Source organism: Nostoc sp. XA010 (assembly GCF_020829625.1).
Lineage (GTDB): Bacteria > Cyanobacteriota > Cyanobacteriia > Cyanobacteriales > Nostocaceae > Nostoc.
Genome location: NZ_JAIVFX010000059.1, coordinates 1 through 18,490 on the forward strand (window position 1 = coordinate 1; position 18,490 = coordinate 18,490).

General features: G+C 40.4%; 21 protein-coding genes. 10 read left to right on the forward strand and 11 right to left on the reverse strand.

What is annotated here, in order from left to right; all coding sequences use genetic code 11:
* Positions 1 to 757 precede the first annotated feature (757 nt).
* From LC608_RS33575 to LC608_RS33585, 3 genes are all read right to left on the reverse strand, one after another.
* Positions 758 to 901, reverse strand: coding sequence for a hypothetical protein (locus tag LC608_RS33575; RefSeq protein ID WP_229557699.1), 144 nt, complete (start codon positions 899 to 901; stop codon positions 758 to 760).
* Positions 902 to 1,007: 106 nt separating this feature from the next.
* Positions 1,008 to 1,877 carry a hypothetical protein gene (locus LC608_RS33580; protein WP_229557700.1) on the reverse strand — a complete coding sequence of 290 codons (870 nt, stop codon included), beginning with the start codon at positions 1,875 to 1,877 and terminating at the stop codon, positions 1,008 to 1,010.
* 82 nt (positions 1,878 to 1,959) lie between these two features.
* On the reverse strand, positions 1,960 to 3,003 hold the full coding sequence (locus LC608_RS33585; RefSeq protein ID WP_229557701.1) for a protelomerase family protein: 1,044 nt from the start codon (positions 3,001 to 3,003) through the stop codon (positions 1,960 to 1,962).
* A gap of 231 nt (positions 3,004 to 3,234) precedes the next feature.
* On the opposite strand from LC608_RS33585, the gene LC608_RS33590 reads away from it, so the two are divergent.
* Together LC608_RS33590 and LC608_RS33595 are read left to right on the forward strand one after the other, a co-directional pair.
* Positions 3,235 to 3,396, forward strand: a complete 162-nt coding sequence (locus tag LC608_RS33590; RefSeq protein ID WP_229557702.1) for a hypothetical protein — start codon at positions 3,235 to 3,237, stop codon at positions 3,394 to 3,396.
* Positions 3,397 to 3,466: 70 nt separating this feature from the next.
* Complete coding sequence (locus LC608_RS33595) at positions 3,467 to 3,661, forward strand: hypothetical protein (RefSeq protein WP_229557703.1); 195 nt, start codon at positions 3,467 to 3,469, stop codon at positions 3,659 to 3,661.
* Here LC608_RS33595 and LC608_RS33600 read toward each other — a convergent pair.
* From LC608_RS33600 to LC608_RS33635, 8 genes are all read right to left on the reverse strand, one after another.
* Complete coding sequence (locus LC608_RS33600; RefSeq protein ID WP_229557704.1) at positions 3,658 to 3,837, reverse strand: hypothetical protein; 180 nt, start codon at positions 3,835 to 3,837, stop codon at positions 3,658 to 3,660. The two genes, LC608_RS33595 and LC608_RS33600, sit on opposite strands and share 4 nt — an antisense overlap.
* A 351-nt stretch (positions 3,838 to 4,188) precedes the next feature.
* Positions 4,189 to 4,710 (reverse strand): GIY-YIG nuclease family protein, encoded by a 522-nt coding sequence (locus LC608_RS33605; protein WP_229557705.1) that lies wholly within the window; start codon positions 4,708 to 4,710, stop codon positions 4,189 to 4,191.
* 227 nt (positions 4,711 to 4,937) lie between these two features.
* Positions 4,938 to 6,998, reverse strand: a complete 2,061-nt coding sequence (locus LC608_RS33610; protein WP_229557706.1) for a hypothetical protein — start codon at positions 6,996 to 6,998, stop codon at positions 4,938 to 4,940.
* The gene (locus LC608_RS33615) at positions 6,995 to 7,660 is read right to left on the reverse strand and encodes a hypothetical protein (protein ID WP_229557707.1); all 666 of its coding nucleotides are present in this window, start codon (positions 7,658 to 7,660) and stop codon (positions 6,995 to 6,997) included. Before LC608_RS33615 ends, LC608_RS33610 begins: the two co-directional genes overlap by 4 nt.
* A complete protein-coding gene (locus tag LC608_RS33620) occupies positions 7,647 to 7,841 on the reverse strand; it encodes a hypothetical protein (protein WP_229557708.1) in 195 nt (64 codons plus the stop codon). Before LC608_RS33620 ends, LC608_RS33615 begins: the two co-directional genes overlap by 14 nt.
* 116 nt (positions 7,842 to 7,957) lie before the next feature.
* Positions 7,958 to 8,146, reverse strand: a complete 189-nt coding sequence (locus LC608_RS33625; RefSeq protein WP_229557709.1) for a hypothetical protein — start codon at positions 8,144 to 8,146, stop codon at positions 7,958 to 7,960.
* A 67-nt stretch (positions 8,147 to 8,213) separates the two neighbouring features.
* On the reverse strand, positions 8,214 to 8,474 hold the full coding sequence (locus LC608_RS33630; protein WP_229557710.1) for a hypothetical protein: 261 nt from the start codon (positions 8,472 to 8,474) through the stop codon (positions 8,214 to 8,216).
* A 4-nt stretch (positions 8,475 to 8,478) separates the two neighbouring features.
* On the reverse strand, positions 8,479 to 9,105 hold the full coding sequence (locus tag LC608_RS33635; protein ID WP_229557711.1) for a hypothetical protein: 627 nt from the start codon (positions 9,103 to 9,105) through the stop codon (positions 8,479 to 8,481).
* A gap of 193 nt (positions 9,106 to 9,298) precedes the next feature.
* Between LC608_RS33635 and LC608_RS33640 the strand changes: the two genes are divergently transcribed.
* The 8 genes from LC608_RS33640 to LC608_RS33670 all read left to right on the forward strand — a co-directional run bounded on the left by LC608_RS33640 (position 9,299) and on the right by LC608_RS33670 (position 18,093).
* Positions 9,299 to 9,514 (forward strand): helix-turn-helix transcriptional regulator, encoded by a 216-nt coding sequence (locus LC608_RS33640; RefSeq protein WP_267871311.1) that lies wholly within the window; start codon positions 9,299 to 9,301, stop codon positions 9,512 to 9,514.
* A 134-nt stretch (positions 9,515 to 9,648) separates the two neighbouring features.
* The gene (locus LC608_RS33645) at positions 9,649 to 10,512 is read left to right on the forward strand and encodes a hypothetical protein (protein ID WP_229557712.1); all 864 of its coding nucleotides are present in this window, start codon (positions 9,649 to 9,651) and stop codon (positions 10,510 to 10,512) included.
* A gap of 543 nt (positions 10,513 to 11,055) precedes the next feature.
* Positions 11,056 to 11,181, forward strand: a complete 126-nt coding sequence (locus LC608_RS37095) for a hypothetical protein (RefSeq protein WP_267871310.1) — start codon at positions 11,056 to 11,058, stop codon at positions 11,179 to 11,181.
* Entirely contained in the window at positions 11,178 to 14,924 is a 3,747-nt protein-coding gene (locus LC608_RS33650) for a plasmid replication protein, CyRepA1 family (protein ID WP_229557713.1), read from the forward strand. The genes LC608_RS37095 and LC608_RS33650 overlap by 4 nt, the downstream gene beginning before the upstream one ends.
* Before the next feature lie 2 nt (positions 14,925 to 14,926).
* A complete protein-coding gene (locus LC608_RS33655; protein WP_229557714.1) occupies positions 14,927 to 15,121 on the forward strand; it encodes a hypothetical protein in 195 nt (64 codons plus the stop codon).
* 62 nt (positions 15,122 to 15,183) lie between these two features.
* Positions 15,184 to 15,561, forward strand: a complete 378-nt coding sequence (locus LC608_RS33660; RefSeq protein ID WP_229557715.1) for a hypothetical protein — start codon at positions 15,184 to 15,186, stop codon at positions 15,559 to 15,561.
* Positions 15,536 to 17,050 (forward strand): Terminase-like family protein, encoded by a 1,515-nt coding sequence (locus LC608_RS33665; RefSeq protein ID WP_229557716.1) that lies wholly within the window; start codon positions 15,536 to 15,538, stop codon positions 17,048 to 17,050. Before LC608_RS33660 ends, LC608_RS33665 begins: the two co-directional genes overlap by 26 nt.
* Positions 17,051 to 17,868: 818 nt before the next feature.
* Positions 17,869 to 18,093 (forward strand): hypothetical protein, encoded by a 225-nt coding sequence (locus LC608_RS33670; protein WP_229557717.1) that lies wholly within the window; start codon positions 17,869 to 17,871, stop codon positions 18,091 to 18,093.
* Positions 18,094 to 18,490 lie beyond the last annotated feature (397 nt).

An 18,490-nucleotide genomic window follows, 5' to 3' on the forward strand; every position in this document is an offset into this window, starting at 1 on the left:
CCATCATGTATGCGTCAAACCCTCTAGTATACCCATCATGTATGCGTCAAACCCTCTAGTATACCCATCATGTATGCGTCAAACCCTCTAGTATACCCATCATGTATGCGTCAAACCCTCTAGTATACCCATCATGTATGCGTCAAACCCTCTAGTATAGTTATGTAAGTTATTCAATTTTTATCTATTATTTAGTGGCTATGTATAGGGATAACTGCGATCGCCGCGTCTCCCTGCTTTGCCCCAATAGTTATGCTTTATTATTCTTTTCTGGCATAACTCCTATGACCGCGCTCAAAAGTTTTTTTTGGCAACGATAGCGATCGCCTACCAACTAAAGTTTTAATACCAGAAAAATTTTCAATTTCCGACCGTGAGTAAAATCACCTTATCAAGTACGGGCCCGCCACGCTCCCAAAAAAGTATTCGCCGCGTCTTCTCATTCCTACACTGTTTTACCAATGCCAAGTTTTATACAAATCTGTAGTCACTACTGAAAAAATCGTATTTTGTATCAGAGCTTGATACCGTAGTCACGACCTCTATATAAATAGATATTAATCCTCGTGACTACCAAAACCCTCGTGACTACCAGACCCTAACTACCAAACCCTAACTACCAGACCCCAAAACCTCCAATCTATTTTTAGAGCATTGGACGCGATCGCACAACTCATTTTGTATCAGAACTTGATACCGTAGTCACGACCTCTATATAAGTAGATATTAACTATCGTGACTACCAAAATCATCGTGACTACCAGACCATGACTACCAAAACCCCAAAACCTCCAAATTTATGACTATTGGGCATTTGAGATTGGGTGATCGCACCTCCACAGCCGCCACAATCGCCTACAGCAATTTGAGGGTAATATCGCACAGCTAAGACTATATACACCCCCAGAATCCCAAAATTAACCCCACTCACGGCATGAGTAGGGTATTAGGCATTGGGGAATTAGGGAGAGGTGCGATCGCACTCAACGCGATCGCTACAGACATAGCTACACCACAGCAAGTCCATCTGGGACAAGTGCTACTAAATCAATTTCGTTCTCAATTTGGCGGCCGCCACCTTTGCGATTATCGTATGGGTTTAGCTCATGCTTGGCGTTGTGGTCATCTAATCGAGTTTGATAATTCTCCAAAATTGCCTTGATAGTAGCTGGCTTACTGCCTGTGAGCGATTGTATAGCCGTCTGGGTAATCATCCATTTTTGGCTTTTTTCAGTGCAATTATTATTGTGAATTTCTAAGGCATAAATAGCACGTTTAGCCAGTTCCTCAGCGCGTCCAGGATGGGTTTTATAAACATCACTTTTCAATTCTTCTGTAGATACTGCTGTCAAATCTTCTGAAAACTGTTTAACTTTACCAGTGATGGTTTTAGCGTACACTTGGCAAGCTTTACGAACAAAATCAGCCAGTGATATACCAGAGTGAGCGATCGCGGCTTCTACCACTGCTTGAGTATCAGCATCTAATTGCAATTGTGAAATATTCATATCATTTAAAGTTGTTTGTACCGATTGAAAAGTTTCTGTTAATTGTTCTGTGGTTTCCTGTACTTCTTCCCAGCGCTCCTGCTTGGTTGAGAAATAGTAGAGTGCTAAATGTTCGTAGCGTTCTATTTGACCCTTTCCAGAGGTAGTCCAGTAATATCCTGGGGTATCTACTTCTTTATCTGGAAAACTTTGTTTAATCGCTTTCCTAGCATGGGTAGATGCAACTCCAAAGCTTCCTTGAGATACTAATGTTTCAAGTTCTTTAAAAGCTTCTATACATACAATTTTGATGTTTTCTCTATCTGTCAATCCAGCAAGTTTTGAAACTAACTTTTTACCTAATTCGTACCCAATTTTTTCTCGTGACATAATCAAAACATCGTTTAATTAATTATCCCTATACTAACCCTCTCATAATTTATATGTCAAGAGGGTATGTATAGGGATTTTATTAAATACGAGTAATTGTTCCAGGCTTAATAATATAGCGCTCGTAGACTTGGATAGTATCAAGATCCCAATCACCTAGTATTGCTCTGGCAAGGGCTACATAATCATAATTATCTATTCCCTTAGCTTCATTAGCTACCGATGCCCTCAAATATGCAGCCCGAAACTTATGATAAGTGCGTTCATCTTTGGGAAAAATTTCCCACTCTTTACAAGCTTGATTTAAGGTTTTGCTAAAACGTCTGTTAACCCGTTCAGGGTCTTCAGTTTGTGGGAATCGTTTACCTTTTTCATCAAGCCACTGCAAGGCATAACAAAGTAAATCAGCAGGTAATAACGTAGGAATTTTAAAAACTGCCTCTCTGAGATAAACTGCTTTATCATCTTGTCTCACCTTACGGGACTTACCTTTTAGTTGTCCCTTAAAAGCTACGGTGTAAGTGTCAATTTTTTCAAAGGTGGCTGATAAATGTACTTCACCCATACGACGGCCTGTTGCAAGTGCGATCGCACAACTAACATCAAGCCAGTTTGCATCTTTACCATTTTTGATATCAGTCAAAATGTTGTAAGCATATTTAAGTGAGTCTGTTAAATCAATTTCAATTCTATTTGTTGCTTCTCTACGCACTGCAACAGTTTCTTTGTATTTAGTTTTTACATTTTCTCGATAACTTCTAAATTGAAAGCTTAGGGCATCTCCAAAATGAGTAATGATTGTGAGTACTGGATTCATCAAAGCAGCATCTTTTAAATCAGTTTTTGCAGCGCTTCGCAGTGCTTTTTTCAATTTTGTAATCTGCGTTGTTGCTGTTCCAAACTCCTTTTCATCTTCTGGGCGGTCGTCTGGATAAGTAAGTTTTAAATTTTTAGCCTCAATCGCTGCTAATTGCTCCCAGCCAAGTAAAGCTTCGTTGGGTTTGCCTTTTTTGCGATCCTTCATTTTATAAGGCGCGATCGCCTCAAACTGTGGCAGTAACCATTTAACGCGCTCATCAACATAAGTATTTTTTAAATCTTCTGAATCTTCCAACTGCCTTGACATATCAGCATTCCTTAGTTACTTAAATCAAATTTCGTATATTTAGATAGTAACCAAGGAATAAAGCTATGTCAATACATATTGACTTGTACAGCCATAACAATTTTCAGAGCTAATCAGAATATTAATCAAATATCCCTATACATTACTACTTGTCAATATATAAATAAGAGGGTTAGTATAGGGATAAGAAAAGGCGGCTGCTAACCGCCACAAGTTAATAAGGATGTCTGTATGTTACTCACAATTGCTAAACCCCAACAATTCCAAACTTCTAACGATTACTTCGACGGCCAATTCGACGCAGCGATCGCACTCCCACCGAAAACAACTGAAGGCGATTACTGGCGCGGATATCTCGCCAAGGTAAACGAGACTGGCAACACACCGTTTTAATCGCTATGGGCTAGGTCATCCCCTAGCCCTTGAATAAATCCACTTCAAACCCATTTATGAGTCAAAAGCAATGAAATCTGACAGCTTTGTATTAGTTGCACTTATCGTTTTTATCTGGATTTTAGTCAATGCAATCGCCTCATTAATCGCGCCAATTGTTAGGCACTACTGGCTAAAATACCAGCACTACAAAATGGTTGAGGAGCGTAGAGCGAGATTTTACCGTGAGCTAAAAATGCTGATGACAGATAGAGCGATCGCCTAGTTATTCTCGTCCGGCTGGCTAAAAAATGCTTCTAAGTTAGATATCATTTGTTTTATCTGCTGATTTTCATCTACTAACTCTTGTGCATTGGCTTTTAAAAATTCAACTTGACTGTTGTATTGAGCAATGAGCCGGGAATTTCTTTCAAGGCGGCTTCCACAGTCCTTGACAAACATTTTAAAAATACTTTTGATAGATTCTTGGTGGCTCATCGTTTTTGAGTAATGTCTCTCAGTGTGAAATTGTGTCAAAACATATCCGAAAATCCTAATACTCAAAAATGAGTATTTAGGGGGTAATTTAGGAGTATTCTAGGGGTAATTGGTAGTATTAAGGGTGTTACTCTCCAAAAATTATTTCCGCCTAAATGTACAAAAATGGGGCATTTATGAGTATTTGGGCGGTAATTAAAAACAGGAAATATATTTTGGTGTACCCACTACACTTTGTTGAATGTTTCAGGTTCATTCAGTCAATTTCTACCGCAATCACGACACTATAAACGCTGTTTATTCTGTGAGCGTCCATTAATTTTTGATTTTATGTTTTGCATCCTGCAACAGAGGTTGACTCTCTGGCTGATGAGAAAAGCCTAACTGAGTTCCAGCGATCGCCCCCACTCCCAAAACCCCGATCATGCTGAAAATGATTAGCTTAATTGGCAATTCACTGAGACTGAAAACATACAGCGATCGCTTTTCAAATTCCCAGTTAACCATCATAAATTGCACTGGATTAAAATCAAACCACTCTTGACTTTTGATTAACTCAACATTGCATTGGTTAAATTGTTGATGTAATTTACTCTCTATATTTGCCATGTTTTCTACATAAATAGTCCTGAGAATCTTAACATTACAAGGTGGTTGATTCCGGTGAAAATTATCAAGTCTAGCTTCTGGATTACGAGATAACCCAATTTTGCAACGACGTAACCAAGCACCGGGAATCAAGCCATGATAACCCTCTGCTTCCATCAAATATATAAATCCTGGCTCATGATCATTTCTAGGTTGATAGATAATCGTTGTAATTTCATCAGAGTTCATGGGCTTATTTCCACACTATTTTGTTAGTAGTTTGTAAAACCTATACCGCAAGCCTAAAAAAGATTTACTAACATGAACCACCAAACCTACCTCACCTGACTATAGATAAATTGAGGACGCTACCACCAACGCTAAATCAAGGCTTTTAGCGTCTAAATCCTACCGTCCTATAATCTGTCCTCCATACCCTACCAACGCTTACAAAGTCAATTTTTCAGAGGTTGCTATTAATAAATACGGTTATTCCTTGCTGTAAACTGCTTGTTACACGACTTACACTTATAGTTGTGAAGCATAGAATTTTTATGCGCTTTATGCCTAACAAAACTAGCAGAGTGACAGTGAGAGCATTCGATCTCTAGTAGTTCTACAACTTTTGTAGATTCATTTTTGGTTGCCTCCAATTGAGAAAATGATTCTTTGATAATCCCTGCCCCATTTCGTAAAATTCCTTTATGTGCTGAGGGAATTTCTAAAAATTCATACCTATCGCCTACAACAATTAAACCTATGCGGTAAGCGTTCTCACTTGACAAATTTTGAGATTCATTTTTAGCTGCTGCCCACTCTGCAAGCTTTTCATACTTTCTCTGAATCTCGCGTTTTTTGGCCAGTGACCATCCTAAATCTTTATCGTGTTTGATAGCAGTACCAATAGCATCCTCAATAAATAGTAGTGAGCAATTTTTCATTGCGTCCCAAGTCCAATGGTTAGAGCCAACTTCACCAGATTGACCGATTAAAATCTGACGCTGTTTGGTGTGCCTAATGGCAGTCATGATTTCGGTAGCGGTCTTTTTATCATCGTCATCGTGCTGTTTATCAAATTCGTCAAAGATGCCCAAGACAAACTTATCTGTAATTGCTGGTCTTTTGGCTTGTCTGTCCTTATGAACTTTGACAAATTCGGAGTAAGCTTTGGCTGATTCACTAGGAGATGTGGCCACTTTTGGACAATGCCAGTAATCTTCCTCACTACCGTGTAATGGGTCACTTACCCAAATTTCCCAATCATCTAAGGTTAGGAAGTAGGCGACGATGTTCTTAGTAGCAATGCCCTTACCGCCCCCGGTGGCAGACATAATTCTCAGTGTGGGTTTACCTTTGGTTTTGTGGTCGGTGTGTAGGAAGACGCGATCGCCAAATTGGGAACTAGGAATTAAGCCAAGTTTGTAAATGCCATCGTCGTTGAGTGGCTTAGGGCGCTCCCGTCTAAACTTCAAGGTTATGCTAGGTGATGTCTTCTCAGATTTGACATCATAAATCTGGAAAATACCGATCCGAGTTGAAATATCTTTGCTTTCTCGTTCAAGCAGATATAAAAAACTTTGAATATTTAATGATTTTGAGAAACCATACCCCACTGAGATTGATTCTTCATGCTCCTCAAACCCGTTCACAATTAAGGGTATTTTGTAGGATTGCCAGATGTCATAAGCTATCGAATTAGCTATCTTGCCGTTAACATCAAAACCAAAATCACCATACACGGGTTCTAACAAATTGCCTTGTAGTTGTTGCTGTAGTTGACCTACACGCTCGTTTAGTAATTCGATTTGGCTAAGATAATTTTGGCGTTCTTCTGAAATTGCCTTGCTGACCTCATCAAGATTTTGATTGTAGCCACTGGCCAAACTTTTAATAATTTCTGCTTTGGAGGCATGACCATGAGCAACTTTTTCACCCCAGGATTGTAGCCGCCTAAATAGCTGCATAGCTTCACTGGTTATTGAATCGTGTTCATGATAGATTTTTTCTAGCTCCTGAGACTTGGCAAGTTGAAAGCGTTGATTAGCTTCAGTCTCTACCTGAGATTTAAAGTTAAATTCCCATTGCTCACATTCGGATTCTAAATATTCAATACGTTGTTTATCTTGCTGTGATTGGGTAAACGCTTGATTCAACTTGGCTTGCAGTTGAGCAATTAAACCCGTGTTTTCTAGTTTGCTGTGACCTAGCGAGTTGATAGTATTTCGGGCTTCCTTAAGCTCATCCTTCACTGTCTCCAGTTGACTGCTAATGTTAGCTAATTTTGACTTGCAAGTGTCGAAATCTCTGATTATTTTATGCAGTGTTTTACCTGCTTGCTCGTTTTTACTTTCGGCATCGTTTAGCAATCTCTGTGATTTAGTATCAGCGATAAAGTAAGTAATAAAACTTGCTGGCAATGCTCCCACGCCAAGCATAGAGATTACTTTGGCTATATCATTAGTGAATCCTCCAGAAGCTACTGCCAAGCCAGCGCACAAACTAAAAGCACTTAACCCCAAGCTGTGAGATAACCTCATGACTTCACCTCCAGATAATCACCCAACTGGGCTTTAAAGCTTGCTAGATTTCCCTGTGACTCAACAGTTTTTAGTCGCAATTCCTCAGCCTTTATTTGTGCCTGTAACAGCTTTTGGTTTAGTTCATCTTTGCTGTAAACCGAGATATTCGTATCAGCGATCGTCTTTACTTGGCTGACATCCAAAGCAACTGATTTTTGAGTAGTAACCTCTTTTTGATTCAAGTAGTCAATATAGTTACCCTTGACTTTTTCAATCTCGGTAGCCGCTTGGATGCCAGCACCAAAGGCTTTTGAGTGTTTACCAATTACAGTAAATTTCTCGCGTGTAAGGTCGAGCGCTGCTCCCGTAAGTTTCAATGCTCGTGTAGAACCCTCATAAATTCTCATTCCCCGATCAAGCTGGCTTTGGCTTGCCTGTGGGAGAGTTTCGGGAGGGTTTAAAGGGTCATTTACGCGGTAATCTTCTGGCTTAAAAGCTGGCATCATTCCCGGTACTAAATCGGGAGTTACTGTCATCAAGCCAGGTATACGGCTATCTATGGGAGTAGTCGCAGGGGTAGCAGATGGGGAATTATTGCCAGATGTCGAGTTTTGGTTACGCCCTGCTAACTTCTCAGCTACAGCTTTCGCGGCTGCTTTTGTAACGTCAATTTTTGCCATTGTTGAAAAATTTTCTAGTGTTGAGCAATGATTGATATTTAATTTCTAGTTGTCTAAATGCTTTGTCGATTTCGCTAAATTCAAGTGCTAGTTCCTCATCTAAATCGTATTTTTTGAGGACTTGTTTTAGCTCTACTTCGTCTGTCTTTGCATCTTGAATATGGCTATTTAAGTCATCCATAAACCTTTTTTCTAGTGAGTAGGGATATGGCATAATTGCTGGGTAATTAAGACACATTTCCAGAAATGGGATTTTACAAATATTGTGAGGGGGATGCTGGCAACATCCCCTTTTTTTTAGCGTCTCCCCTTGCCTCTGTGTGGCACTGGTTCGGGTTCTGGGGCTGGGCTTGGTGGCGGGTTTACCTGTTCTGTTGCTGCTACTGGTTGAGGTAGATTGCTTTTAAAACTGGCAAAGCTAGGCAGGGTAGGCATGATAGATCCAGCCACAACAGAAATGGCTAGCAATGCAGAGTAGAATTTCATTGGTTGTCAATCTTGTAAAGGGTTGTAACTAGGGCGATCGCTAACTTTGGACGGTGTACGATCGCTCTTAAAAATCTTCTAGCAATGCGGATAGTCGTTTGATAACAGGGTCATCGTTTTGAACAATGTCATCTTGGGGTAAAGGCTGAGGTTTGGATACTGGCTGTTGTACCTGGGGAACATATTGGTAATCAGCCAGGAATGAGTACCCTTTAAGCTTTAAATCCATTAGCAGGTAGTTCAAAACTTCGCTTGGGTTATCGCATTCCATCTGTTGCTGGAGTAAGTCAAAGTAATGCTTTAGATGTGGTTTGATAGTTACTCGCATTGATTTATCCCTGGTGTAATTTTTCTAGGGTCAATTGCTCAACTGTGGCGGCGGCGGCTTGTTGCTCTAACTCAAAAATCTTCAGACCTTTCTCTATACCCCGTGCGATCGCTTGTTGAGCTTCTAATTCATCCAGCACAGTTTGATTGTTTTTGGTGCGGTTAGCTTCGGTGGCAATTCGCCCTTTAATCGTGCTGATTCTGTCCTGAACTGAAACAGTTAACGCGGTTGTATTTTTCTGGATGGTTGCCAGTTTGGTTTCTAGCGCTTCTGTGTGCCGAACGGGAACTATGGCAGAGGTAGCTTTGATAGTGGCTTGTTGTGTTGCTGGCTTTTGATTTTCTATGGCTACTGCCTTGGCATATTCAGAAGATTTACCAATGGCTTTTAGCCGCCGCATCTCTTTTAGTGCTTTGTCTGTGTAGATACCATCGGTTCTAAACTCTGATTCTGGTAGCCAGTGCCAAGCTTCTAACAAACGATTTGCGTATTTAAAAACTGTGCGCTCTGTGGTTACTAGCAGTTCGGCTAGTTTTTTAGCGGTCAGTGGTGTTCGGTCAGTGGTGTTCGCTGTCTGGTCAGTGTTCGGTTCACTAACTAGACAGTCAATTACTTCTAAGTCTTGATACATAAAGGTTTTATCTACTTTCAGTGTCCGGTGATTTCCTTCACTGAAGACATAGTAACAGTAACTATTCGATTATGCGAATACTCGACTATATGATTATTTAATATGTATACAGCAAATATATAATGTATTCTGATAATCGAATAGTCGAGTATAAAGATAGGATATATGCAAGGCTTTAATGGAAAAACAAATTATGTTTTGTAAGCTCAGATCCTACATGGAGGAGAGAGGACTAAATATTGCTCAACTTTCTCGTGAAGTAGGAGTTACCGAAAATGCTATTAGAGGATACGCAAAAAATAGTTTTAATCGTATTGACTGCGAAGTGGCTATGAAACTGTGTTCATATTTTGGTGTAAATGTGGGAGATATGTTCGAGATTCGGTCTGTAGCTAACAATCAATATTGAGGCGATCGCATTTATTAACAACTACAAAGTTAACAACAATGGTCATTGATGTAACAATTTACGATGATCCCAATGTCTTAGTGGGGAGTGTTCAGTTTTGCAAAAGCCAAAAGTATGCGAACGCAAAATCAAACATGACATCTTTTTTCGATTTGATGCCATCGTTCTGTGGCAGAAGCCAATCAGAGGCGATGAAGATACTAGAGCAGTGGGTAAAAACAGAAGATTTTGGACGCTGGAGCGACTGCTTTCAGTTCTTTAGTAGACTCCGAACCAAAGATTTTCTATGGCTAATATCTAAATTCCCTGAAATATTTCTCAAAAGCGTTCCTATCAAATCAGACGGTAATAGCTATCAACTTTTTAAAAACCTAAAAAACCTTTATAAAGCTAAGTCTCAGTGGCTTTTGTACTATTTCGATCCATCACCAGGAGATGTATTTAAGCTCCTTGAACAGCCGAGATATGGTCTTTATCTGCCTTATGCTGATAAGTCGGAAGCTAGGAAGGTACTTTGTAGCAAAATTATGATTCATCCATTGGGTGATATTTATAGGCAGACTTTTGCTACTCCATCCTTCCTTTGGTTTATGTGCGAAGTGGCGGAATGCCGGGAAATCATTGGAACTCACGGGCTGTCTACTCCCATACCAAGCACAGAAATTGCTGGCAAGCGGCAGATAGACAAGGAATCTCAAGAATGGATGAGATATCTGTCAGACAGTGCCACTCAAAAACTCGCACTAAAAACATCTTATGGAATAAGGAGTTTTATAGAAAATCTGCATAAAATAATCGAGCTTGATATTAGAAAAATCAGCAACCAAGACACAGATTTTCAAGATGGTGTACTAGAACCTTATTTGTCGGTTTGTCGTGCAGCAAACAGAAAAATTTCTCGCTCGAAAGAATATCAAAGTCAATTCCTTTGCTCAAATGAGAAAGGCACGTATTTAGTGACTACTGGCAAGAGTAAAAAATTGAGCGGAGCATTGTAAAGAAATATATCAATTTTGGTACTTGCTGCGCGTACCCGTTTGTAGATAATTTTTCATGCTTATCTATAAAAAGACAAAGAAAATGCTAGCCACACAGCCCGAAGTTTTTTAAGTGCGATCGCAGATTAACCACGGTAAGCGCACGAAGAAACGTCTGATAAACGTTTCACTTTAGACTTTGCAACCAGCAAAGCTAAAAATTAATTTCTAATCTCAGCTTACCAATTAACTCGTTAGACGCAAAACTTAAAAAGATAGGGCTGTTCACGACTCAGGACAGCCAGAAATGCAAAAACCCCTTACTTACTACAGCCAGGGGTTTGCGTCTCGAAAACTTAAAGTTATTCTAGCGCAAATCCTCCCCATCCATCAGTATATTTTACTGATTAAGGCAAATCGATTAACTGAAGTACTTGAAACGCTTGAAAGTGCTGGTTATTCAGGCGATACAGCGATTTTCATAATGGCTTGCTGCCAAAAGGTGGCAACATGAGTGCTTTTACTGCTCCAAAAAGATGCCCACAGTGTAGATGTAGATGTAATTTGGCGATAGAGGCGTGGTCAATAGATCGCCAACGGGTAAAACTACTTTGCGCGAATTGCTTGACGACTCTAGCGATCGCAGTTAAATCAGAATCTCGTAGCTGCGATCATGGGGTGGCGGTATGAATCATAAAGGATTCGCCAAACTAACCTCACCCAAAAAATCACTAAATCAAGAACTAAGGCAGGTTTTCAAACAATTCAATAAGCGAGGTAAACAAAGATATGCCTCAAAAGCTTTGCACGAAATCTCAAGAATTGAGTCCTGGAATGGAAAGGGCGATCAAGTTTTTGCAGGATTCTCCAGCAAAAATGACGAGGCAGGAGGCGATCGCCTTGATAGCAATATTCAGGCATTGCGTAATAATCGACAGAGCGAGGAACAGTTCACAGTTGATACTTTGCCAGTCAGAGAAGATTTTGAAGCAAGCCACTGGCAAGAATGGGCTAAAAGCACCATTGATAGTCAAATAGCCGCGCTTAACTTCAAATCGCTGTCAGGGAATGCGGCTTTTGAATATCTTGTCTACTCCGACAGAATCAGCCGCCGCAATGATGGACGGCTACGCGATGGAGATATGCGGCGATATGCTCACCTTTCTGATGGTGGCTGGTGGTGTAGTGGCGTTGATATTCTCACCGGGTTAGATTCCCTTTGGGGATGTTTCAAGCCCAACACGCCAAGAGTAGACGACGGGAACAGCAAGACAATTAAGTATGAGCATCCCCCAAAAGTTGATACAGAAATTTTTGCTTTACGGGTTCCCGCCCAAATCTGGGAATTAATTAGCCGCCGCTATGATGTGGCACTTCCAGAGAATTACCAAAGTTTACCCTATGGTGATTTTTGGCGATGGGTAAGAGACAATACCCAAATTCCCGTTATACTCTGCGAGGGTTGTAAAAAAGCGGCTGCTATTCTTAGTTGTGGTTATGTTGCGATCGCTTTACCTGGGATATGGGGAGGATGTCGCCAACCAAAGGATGAATACGGCGAGAATAGCGGCGCACCATACCTTATCCCACAGTTAGCCGCATTTGCTCAACCGTGTAGGCGGATTTATTTCTGTTTCGATGCCGATACGAAGCGCAGCACAGTTAGAAGTGTGAACAGTGCGATCGCCAAAACTGCCAAGCTTTTTTCTTTGCGTGGCTGTGAAATCCGAGTAATGGGCTGGCATCCAGTATTAGGCAAAGGCATTGATGATGTGATAGCTGCTTGCGGTCGTGAGCAACTCGATACTATTTACTGTGATGCCCTGAAATTGGATGAGTGGAACACCAAACAGCTAAGACGGCTCACATACACCCCAGATTTGAGCTTAAATCAGCGTTACTTGGGTGAGTTGGCTATTCCATCGGGTAAGCAGCTAATCGGGCTTAAATCACCAAAAAACACGGGGAAAACTCATTCGCTCCAATGGCTAACTGATCCGATAATTCGCGCTGGTGAGAGGAGAGTGTTAGTAATTACTCATCGAGTACAGCTAGCAACTCAGCTTGTAAAAAAACTGGGATTACCTTTCATTACCGAAGTTAAGCAGACTGAGCAAGGCTCACATTTTGGAATGGGGTTAGTAATTGATAGCTTACATCCCAAAAGCCAAGCCAAATTTAACCCTGATGAGTGGAAAGGATGCTGGCTGATTCTAGATGAAATCATGCAGCTAATCTGGCATTTGTTGAGTAGTACTACTTGTCAGAGCGATCGCGTAGCCATAATCAAAAACTTTAAACGCTTACTACTCAACGTTGTTAACTATGGCGGTAAAATCTTCATTGCCGATGCTGACTTAAATGATATTGGTATTGACTTTATCAAAGGGATAATAGGTCAAGAAATTGATACTTTCTTGGTTGAGAACACATTCAAATTTGTGGAACCTTGGCAGATAAATTTAGTACAGGGTAGTAATCCAGCACAACTAATAAAAGTTCTTACCCAAAAGCTAGAGGATGGTAAAAAGTGTTTTGTTGCTTTATCTGGGCAACGAGCTAGTTCTAAATGGGGTTCCCGAAATTTAGAGGCTTACTATAGAAAGTTGCTACCACAGTTAAGAATTTTACGGATTGATTCTAAAACTACAATTACCCCTGGTCATCCTGCTTTTGGCTGCACAGATAATTTAAATGAGGTAGTTAAGGATTATGATTTAATTCTCACAACCTCAACTATTGAGACTGGGGTATCAATTGAAGAAAAACATTTTGATTATGTTTTTGGAATTTTTCAAGGTGTACAGACTACTGATGGTGTGAGACAGCATTTGTCACGTTATCGCCCTCCAGTCCCGCGTTATATTTGGCTTGCTCCGGTAGGTATCAACAGGGTAGGCAATGGCTCAAACAGCGTCAAAGCTTTACTAGCAGGTGAGTATAGGAAGAATAGAGCGAATATTAAAAAGCTGGTTGATTTGGGTTTTGAGGAATCGATAGAAGGTAACTTTGAAAGCATTTGTATTAATACTTGGGCAAAGTTGGGGGCTATTATTAATGATGGAATGAATAGCTATTCCAAGCAAATTATTAGTGATTTAAAAGATGAGGGGCATATAATCTGTGAATTGAGTGATAATGAGTTACCAGAAACCGCAGAAATAGAGGCGACGAAACAAGCAATTTATGATAACTGTGAGGAAGAATACACCGGACATTGTAAGAGTGTAGAAGTATCTGAAAGCATTACAGATGAGCAATTTTTAAAATTAGATAAACAGAATTGCAAAACTGAGGAGCAACAGCTACAACATAGAAAGGGTGAAATTGAGAGGCGTTACAATATTCCGGTTACTTCAGACTTAGTAAAGAAAGATGATAAAAACTGGTATTCGCTAATTCGCTTACATTATTACCTGGGTACGGGTAGAGAATTTCTACCAGATAGAGAAATTAACGTAATGTCTACCGCTTTAAAAAATGGCGATGGTGATTATTTCATTCCTGATACTAACAAAAGTCTTATTAATAAAAAGATTGATGCTTTAGACGCTTTAAAAGTTGATGCAATTATGCAAGCTCAGGAAATTAGTAATAATCACCAGTCAGCGATTGAATTACTAGAAACTGGCAAGAAAAACTCCTACGATTTTAAATTGGTGTTAGGTGTGGATTTTTCAAAAATAAAAACACCGATGGAAGCTTGCCGCCGAGTATTTGCCTTGACTGGGCATAAATTCCCTATGCTACGAAAAGAAGGTAATCGTAATCAGCAAGTCAGAATTTATGGCGCTCCGGCTCCAGACTTCCAAAAAGATGATGAGGGAAATCTAGTTTTAGTAAATGGTCGCGCTGTTCCCGTGAGCGATCGCCGTGAAGAAGTTTTTACAGCATGGGTAGAACGCGATACCCTAGCTAGGGAGAAATTAGCCGCCGCCAAGCTGGAGGCACAAGCACAAATTTTATCTTCTCAATTGTCGGCAGTCGCAGAACCCGAAATTAATTCACTTCCTACATTGGGAGAGCAGTACACAAAGCAGGAAACACAGACACTAGCAATTGTTCAAGAGTCATCAGTTGTTAGTCATCAGTCATTAGTAGAAATAGCATTAACGAAACTGCGGGAAGTTCGCCACTGGGGAGAATTGAACCTCACCCAATCAGAAGTTGATGAGGCATGGCCATTACTTACCCAAGATGAGCAATCACGCATCTGGCAACTTCACCAAGAATATCAGCAGATACCATCTTTAGAGCAATTAGCAGAACAGGCGATCGCTACACAAGCTGAAATCAAGGAAACGGGTTTTGGCTCCCACTTCCGAAGCTATATTTTGAAAGCGGTCAGTGATGGAGTTGCGATCGCTCGTAGATGCTGGGGGCTTAAGGATGAGTGCGAGATTCCATTAAATCAACTGTTGCTTACTGGGTGAAAATGTTTAACAACTGGTATGAACTAGCCCAATGTTTGAGCGATATTAAAATCGTTGAGATGCGGGGCTACCCTACAGAAAAAGAGCTAATAGAAATCGCTTTGCTAACCGGATTGATAGTAATTGCAGAAGTTTTAAACAACGACTCAGTTCTTAACTCAATATCGGATTTATCAAGTAAGCAAAAACCGTACTAAGGTTTGCTAAATAAGAAATAATGATTAAAATTGAGTAAATCATTACTGAAATTAACTAAAAATTGTCATTAACTCCTATTCAGAACGAAGCATTATGTTTATTAGCGGCTGGCTATCCAAGAGAAGAGGTATCAGCTAGAACTGGTGTGAGCAAATCAACTATAAATCGTTGGGCTACGGAACCAGACTTTAAAACAATGCTACGCGATGCGGTTGTAAAAGTTTATGATGCTGCGATCGCAGAATTGGTTAGTGGCAGTAGACAAGCAGCGCAAGAGTTAAAAGCAATAATTACCGATCCCGATACGCCAAAAAGGGTAAAAGTATCAGCCATTCAAGTTTTGTTAACCACAGCAGCGAAAGCTAAGGACTCAGTACTTGAGGAGCGACTAGAAGCTATTGAGGTGGCTTTAGATGACAGTATCAATAGCCAAGATTAAAGCGCTAGAAAAGCGAATAAAAACGCAACTCATAGGGCAAAGCATTTTTAAGCCAGTGCCTAAAGATTGGGAAGATTTTGTACAACTTTGTACCATCCGAAGTGGTGGTGACATGGTGCGGTTTAAGCCTTATGAATACCAAAAACTGTTAGTTAGTTTAATGAGTACTTATAACAATATTGTTGTTGTAAAGAGTCGTCAGTTAGGCACTACCCAAGCTATAGTTTCTAAATTTTTGCATGATACTTCTTTAAATGCTGCTAGTAGTAGTGTTTGTTTTATGCGTAACGGGGATGATGTTGGCTCATTATCACGCCGCGTAAAGCAGATGTTACAGGGATTAAAAAACTATGTGACCCCTCATAATGATTCTGTTGGCTATATTAAATTAAAAAATCTTGGTGATATTTATATTAAGAATAGCTCACGGGAAGGCATACGCAGTCTAGATTCTATAACAAATCAACTTTATGATGAGAGTGCATTTATAGAAAATATTGAACAAATTTATGGTGCTTCTAGCGCTGCTAGCGCTTTGGTTGGGGATTCAGTAAGTAAGCTGATTGTCTCTACTCCATCAGCGAAAATGGGGTGGTATTGGGGTAAATTATCAGAAAACAATCAAGCTGACATTGAGCAAATCTGCCAAGAGGTAGCCGAAGGGGAGCTATGGCGTGATATTCCAGGGTTCTATTATTTTGTCGATAGCGCTGGCACATTAAAAGTAGTTTTGCATTGGCGTTGTCATCCTGTTTATAGCAAAATTGATAAGGAATACCCAGGCGGCTATTTAGCTTACAGGATGAAGCAGGATAGCACCGATGAAGAAGTAGTAATGAGAGAATATGACCTACGATTCATTGATAGTTCTGTAGCTGTTTTCACTTCAGATTTAGTACGCTCTAGTGCTATTGGAGAATGGGAGCCAGAACGTAATAAAACAGCCGAATATTTTATTGGAGTAGATACCGCTACGCTAGGTGGTGATTACTGTGTAGCTATCGTTTTAAAAAAGTTAGATCATCAGTATTCTGTTGTAGCGATGTACCGAAAACGGCAACAGACAAGTGAATACAACTTATATGAGATTGGGAAACTAATCGAGCAGTATCAACCGGATAAAATAGCGATAGAGACAACTGGCGGAGTAGGTACGCTTTACTTAGAAAATTTGTCAAAAGAATTTATGAACTATGAGTTTGAAGGTATTAAAACTACTGGAGACTCAAAGCCAGCAATGGTTACAGGGCTACAACTGGCACTAGAAAAAAATATTTTAATTTACCCTGCCAAAAGCCCTATTAAGGATGAGTTGCTATCATTCCGTAGGCTGGGGAACAAGCTAGAGGCATCGTCTGGGCAAAATGATGATACTGTAATGGCGCTATGCTTTGCCCTAGCTGTAGCTGAAAAAAGCGGCGAACAGAGCGATTTTTGGGTAGAGCTTGGGGAACAAAGACAAGTTTACAGTATTGCAGATGGCTACTAGCGATCGCACCTCTCCCTAATTCCCCAATACCCAATGCCCCACTTAAATCACGAGTGGGGTTAATTTTGGGATTCTAGGGGTGTGTAGGGTGTTGGCTGTGGAATCTTACCCCAAGTTTGCTGTAGGCGATTGTGGCAGGGGTGGAGAGGTGCGTAGCTTGTCACCAAAGGCGATCGCCCAATGCCCAATGCTCATAAAATAGATTGGAGGTTTAGGGGTTTTGGTAGTCAGGGTTTGGTAGTCACGATGATTTTGGTAGTCACGAGGATTAATATCTACTTATATAGAGGTCGTGACTACGGTATCAAGCTCTGATACAAAATGTGGATATCTTCAGTGGTGACTACCATTTTGTGTATAAAGCGTAGCAAGGTTAAAACAGTACAGTCATTGCCCTAGCCAGGATGGATTATAAAGTGGGGTTTTGGGGTTTTGGTAGTCACGATGGTTAATATCTACTTATATAGAGGTCGTGACTACGGTATCAAGCTCTGATACAAAATGCAGATATTTTCAGTGGTGACTACCACATTTGTATAAAAATTGGCATCGATGAAACAGTATAGGGATGAGGAGACGCGGCGGGCCCGTAATTGATGAGGTGATTTTATTCGCGGTCAGAAATTAAAAATTTTTCAGATATTAAAACTGAGGTTGGTAGGCGATCGCTATCGTTGCCAAAAAAAACTTTTGAGCGCGGTCATTGGAGTTATGCCAGAAAAAATGAATATTGCATAACTGTTTGGGAGGCGATCGCTAACCATAGATTTATTCAAGCTAACTACTCAAGTTATTGCTGAAAATCCAATGGGTAAGAATTGGGGTTAGGAGTTGGGAGCGATCGCAGGAGACGCCGCGAAGCGGTCGTCGTTGAGGCAACGCAGTTGCCAGTCCAAATCCACCAACGCCGACACAGCGAACGCGAGAGACGCGGCAACGCCGCCACACCACGCCACAGCTACCACAGCAAACAAGAGACGCGGCAACGCAGTTGCCAGTCCAGTCCACCAATGCCCAATAACCACGCCGGCAAAACCTGTTAAGTCAGGATTAAGCTGTTACCTAGTCTAGTAACTAGTTTAGCAATATCATAACAGGATAAAATAACAGGTATGAGGCTACATAACCAGTTAAGTAAATATGCTGTTAAAATTGTATGTAAACATATAACCAGATGACAGAAGTGTTGCTGTATAACGGTTCTGGATATATGCAGTGATAACAGGTTATTGCAGATATGAACCAGTTATTATTAACTAGTTATTGCAGACATAAACAGGTTATCATAACAGCTTAACGCAGACATAACAGCTAGTGTCCGTTAAGTAAATGAACGGACACAGATTTCTACTTATATTTAAAATCAATATATAGCACGCAAAACCAAGCTTTTCAAGGAAAAATATAGCGGATTAAAAAAAAGATAATACTGATGCATAA

Coding starts and splice junctions, on each gene's coding strand:
- LC608_RS33580 (WP_229557700.1), bottom strand. CDS start 1,877: ATGTCACGAGAAAAAATTGGGTACGAATTAGGTAAAAAGTTAGTTTCA.
- LC608_RS33585 (WP_229557701.1), bottom strand. CDS start 3,003: ATGTCAAGGCAGTTGGAAGATTCAGAAGATTTAAAAAATACTTATGTT.
- LC608_RS33590 (WP_229557702.1), top strand. CDS start 3,235: ATGTTACTCACAATTGCTAAACCCCAACAATTCCAAACTTCTAACGAT.
- LC608_RS33595 (WP_229557703.1), top strand. CDS start 3,467: ATGAAATCTGACAGCTTTGTATTAGTTGCACTTATCGTTTTTATCTGG.
- LC608_RS33600 (WP_229557704.1), bottom strand. CDS start 3,837: ATGTTTGTCAAGGACTGTGGAAGCCGCCTTGAAAGAAATTCCCGGCTC.
- LC608_RS33605 (WP_229557705.1), bottom strand. CDS start 4,710: ATGAACTCTGATGAAATTACAACGATTATCTATCAACCTAGAAATGAT.
- LC608_RS33610 (WP_229557706.1), bottom strand. CDS start 6,998: ATGAGGTTATCTCACAGCTTGGGGTTAAGTGCTTTTAGTTTGTGCGCT.
- LC608_RS33615 (WP_229557707.1), bottom strand. CDS start 7,660: ATGGCAAAAATTGACGTTACAAAAGCAGCCGCGAAAGCTGTAGCTGAG.
- LC608_RS33620 (WP_229557708.1), bottom strand. CDS start 7,841: ATGGATGACTTAAATAGCCATATTCAAGATGCAAAGACAGACGAAGTA.
- LC608_RS33625 (WP_229557709.1), bottom strand. CDS start 8,146: ATGAAATTCTACTCTGCATTGCTAGCCATTTCTGTTGTGGCTGGATCT.
- LC608_RS33630 (WP_229557710.1), bottom strand. CDS start 8,474: ATGCGAGTAACTATCAAACCACATCTAAAGCATTACTTTGACTTACTC.
- LC608_RS33635 (WP_229557711.1), bottom strand. CDS start 9,105: ATGTATCAAGACTTAGAAGTAATTGACTGTCTAGTTAGTGAACCGAAC.
- LC608_RS33640 (WP_267871311.1), top strand. CDS start 9,299: ATGTTTTGTAAGCTCAGATCCTACATGGAGGAGAGAGGACTAAATATT.
- LC608_RS33645 (WP_229557712.1), top strand. CDS start 9,649: ATGACATCTTTTTTCGATTTGATGCCATCGTTCTGTGGCAGAAGCCAA.
- LC608_RS33650 (WP_229557713.1), top strand. CDS start 11,178: ATGAATCATAAAGGATTCGCCAAACTAACCTCACCCAAAAAATCACTA.
- LC608_RS33655 (WP_229557714.1), top strand. CDS start 14,927: ATGTTTAACAACTGGTATGAACTAGCCCAATGTTTGAGCGATATTAAA.
- LC608_RS33665 (WP_229557716.1), top strand. CDS start 15,536: ATGACAGTATCAATAGCCAAGATTAAAGCGCTAGAAAAGCGAATAAAA.